Genomic DNA, 3,545 nt, shown 5'->3' on the forward strand with positions numbered 1-3,545 from the left:
ATCGGCTGGACCAGCCGGGACGTGTGGTGGGCGCTCACCCAGGATCCCAATATCTGGGCGGCCATTCCCGACGCCGAGGTCGTGGTACTGGCGTTCGGCGGTATGGATTCGCTGCCGTCACCGTTGCCGACCGCGTTCCGCGAACAGATCCGCTATATCCGGCCCAACTGGCTGCGGCAGCGCGTCCGCGACGGCTATCAGTGGGTGCAGCCGCGGGCGTCGAAGCTGGGGCGTCCGCTGGCCCTGCCCGGCTCTGTGACGGCCGAATACTGGGACAAGATCGGCTCGTCGATCAGACAGTTGCGGCCCGACCTGCCGATCGTGGTGTGTCTGCCGCCGACGCACGCGAGCCCCTACTACGGCTACGTCCACAAAGGCCGGATGGAGACGACCAACGCGATCGCCGACTACGCGCGGGCCAACTCGTTCCCGACTGTCGACTTTTTCCCGACGACGCGGGATGCGTTCGCCGACCCCGATCAGCAGATGAATCCAGACGGCATCCACTGGGGTTTCCAATGCCACCGCGACCTCGCGGCCCTGGTCACGCCGGTGGTCGCCGAGGCGTTGACCGTGACCGGATAACCTAGACGCCGTGCCTGTTGTCGTCGTCACTGACTCCTCGTCCTGTCTGCCACCGTCGGTGGCCGGCCGCTACGGGATCCGTCGCGTACCGCTTCATCTGACGGTCGACGGCGTCGACTACAGCGACGGTGTCGACGAGGTGCCGGACGACATCGTGCGGGTCCCTGGGGTCAGCACTTCCGGCGCCAACCCGCACGAGATCGGCGAGGTGTTCGAGGAGGCCGTTGCGGCCAGCGACGGTGCCGGCGTGGTGGCCGTCCACATCTCCAGGCGGTTGTCCGGAACGTGGAGTGCGGCGCGGATCGCGGCGGAGAAGTTCGCCGGCCAGGTGCGAGTCGTGGATTCGCGTTCGGTGGGGCTCGCGGTGGGGTTCGCGGCGATCGCCGCGGAGCAGGCCGCCGAAACCGGTGCCGACCGGGACCGCGTGTACGAGGCGGCGATCCGGCAGGCGGCGACGCTCGACTCGCTGTACTGCGTCAGCACCCTCGACAACCTGCGGGCCAGCGGCCGTATCAGTGCGGCCGGCAAGATGCTGGGTTCGGCACTGTCGATCAAACCGATCCTGCACATGGTCGATGGCACTATGACGTTGCGCGAACGGCATCGCACCTTTTCCAAGGCGATCGCCAAGATGCAGGAGGGCGCGGTCGAATCGGCGGGCGGCCGGGCGGTGACGCTCGGTGTCCAACACTGCGAGGCACCGGAATTGGCGCGAGAGGTCGCCGACGATCTGCTTGAGAAGCTCAAGACGGTCACCTCGTCGTTGATCGTCGAGATCTCGCCCGTCCTCGGCTGTCACGTCGGTCCTGGTGCGGTCGGGGTGGTCATCGGAACGCACCTGGACCCGATCGAGGGCATCCCGGGCGATTAAACCCGCCATTCCGGATGCCGTCAAACCTTCTGTCCACAGCAGTCGGATCATGCTGACTTTATCCACAGATATTGTGTGACAGGAACTTTCGTCAGTCCGTAGCTCCGTTGACGGCCGTAAGGTCGACGCATGGCTTCCAAGATCGGTGAACAGGCATCCTCGCGCACAGCCGCCGGCGAACGGCCGCGGGCGGGCTCCTCTACGGCGAATCCTCTTGAGCGGTTACGTAATCCTTCTCCCGCTCCGATTCCCGTTGACGCGCCCGACCTATCCGAGGCCGCCGGTCCGGCGCCGATCGTGCGGTTGTCGTCTCCGCCGAAGATGCGGGTTGCGCGGACTACCGGAGACTCGGGCATTCCGCTGACCGGGGAGGTACCGGACGAGGTTGTGTCCGAAGAAGATCGGGTTCCGGAGGAAGATAGCGAGACTGATCCTGCCGGGGAAGCGGATCAGTCCGGTGATGGCGGCGCCGGGCGGGCGACCGGAGCAGGATGGGGCGCGGACGGACTGCCCGCCTGGCTGTCGGGAGCCTCTCCGGTTCCGCCCGCGCCGCCACGATCGGGTGCTCCTGATTCGCGCGCTGGTGAGCGGCACGATTTCGACTCTGGCACTGATGATCTCGACGCAGGAGGTCTCGGTACCGACGACTGGGGAAGCGACCGGTGGGGCGGGGGAGATCAGGACTGGGAATGGGATGACGACGATCAGCCGGATGAGCGGTCGCGTTCCCGGTTCGCGGTGGCGCCGCCCGCCGCCATCGCGCTGATCCTGGTCGGGGTCATCGCCTGTGTCGTAGCGGGGTTCACGTTGTGGCGCAGCGATAGTCCGGCGCCGGTGGTCGATTTTCCGCCGGCTGCTGCGGGCACCTCGGCGGAAGTTCAGCAGCAGTCGTCCGATGCCTCACCGAGTACTGGTGTTTCCACCGCTCCGACGTCGAATAGGACTGCGCCGCAGACGCACCCGATGGTCGTCAGCGTCGTCGGGCTGGTGACCAGGCCCGGTTTGGTTCGGCTGCCGTCCGGCGCTCGGGTTGCCGAGGCGATCGAACGCGCCGGCGGGGCCCGCAAGAACGCCGACCTCTTGTCGCTCAACCTCGCTCAGGTCCTGCGGGATGGGGACCAGGTGCTCGTCGGCTATGCCGGTCGCGGCGGCGGGATATCGATGCGCAGTGCTGTCGTCGGTCCCGGGTCGTCGGGAACACCCTCTGCGGCAGGAGATTCGACGGCATCGGCCGATAGCAGCGGTTCGGCCGGTGCGGCTGGAACGGTGAATCTCAACACGGCGTCGCAGGCCGAACTCGAATCCCTGCCGGGCGTCGGGCCGGTCACCGCGAAATCGATACTCGACTGGCGCCAACGCAACGGCCGGTTCACCTCCGTCGACCAACTCACCGAGGTCGACGGGATCGGCCCGGCCCGGCTGGAGAAGTTGCGCGACAAGGTCATAGTGTGACGCCGGCGCGCGACCTGCGGCTGCTCGCGCCCGCCGCCGCGGTGTGGGGGACAACAATCGTGGGTTTGCTTGCGGTGTCGGCGATCAGGGTTCTCGTGATCGTCTGTGTGGCTGCGCTGGTGGGCCTTTCGGGTGCGGTACGGGCGGGGTTGGTGTCGTGGCGAGCGGTGGGGATCGTGGTGCTGGTACTCGGAATGGCAGGGACAGCCGGAACTGCGCTGTCATTCAGAGTGGCTGCGATACAACAGTTTCCGCTACATGATGAGCGAGGCAAGACGACGGTCACGGTGCGTGTCGTCGACGACCCGGTGCCGCTGCGACCGGCCGCCTCGGGTCGGTCCCGCATTCGGGTCGACGTCGTGGCGATCGGAGAGCGGTCGGTCAGCGCGGCGGGCGCGCACCTGCTGGGCGCGACATCGGACTGGGCGCAGATGGTCCCGGGGCAACGCGCCCGCGTCTTGGTGCGGGTCCGGCCACCACCCGAACACACGATGCTGGTGGCGTCGCTGACCGCCGTCGGTACACCAACACTCGTCGGCGAACCACCTGCTCATCAGCGGGTCGCGGCGCATATCCGTGACCGACTGCGCACCCTCAGTGCCCGGGCGTTGAGCTCACCTGAATCCGGTCTCCTGCC

General features: G+C 67.3%; 3 protein-coding genes and 1 pseudogene. All 4 read left to right on the forward strand.

Annotated elements, in window-relative coordinates:
- Positions 1 to 585, forward strand: a 585-nt coding sequence (octT, locus tag KDB67_RS13170) for a diglucosylglycerate octanoyltransferase (RefSeq protein WP_291016324.1), incomplete at its 5' end; no start/stop codon positions are given.
- Between the two features lie 10 nt (positions 586 to 595).
- Positions 596 to 1,456, forward strand: coding sequence for a DegV family protein (locus tag KDB67_RS13175; protein WP_291016327.1), 861 nt, complete (start codon positions 596 to 598; stop codon positions 1,454 to 1,456).
- 129 nt (positions 1,457 to 1,585) lie between these two features.
- The gene (locus tag KDB67_RS13180; protein ID WP_324388450.1) at positions 1,586 to 2,908 is read left to right on the forward strand and encodes a helix-hairpin-helix domain-containing protein; all 1,323 of its coding nucleotides are present in this window, start codon (positions 1,586 to 1,588) and stop codon (positions 2,906 to 2,908) included.
- Positions 2,905 to 3,545 (forward strand): annotated as a pseudogene (locus KDB67_RS13185) (competence protein ComEC); the annotation flags it as partial. The gene KDB67_RS13180 and the pseudogene KDB67_RS13185, both read left to right, overlap by 4 nt.

Source organism: Gordonia sp. (in: high G+C Gram-positive bacteria) (genome assembly GCF_020438995.1).
In the GTDB taxonomy this organism is placed as follows: Bacteria; Actinomycetota; Actinomycetes; order Mycobacteriales; family Mycobacteriaceae; genus Gordonia.

Excerpts from the sequence above, each read along its gene's own strand:
- KDB67_RS13180 (WP_324388450.1), top strand. The coding sequence starts at position 1,586 with ATGGCTTCCAAGATCGGTGAACAGGCATCCTCGCGCACAGCCGCCGGC.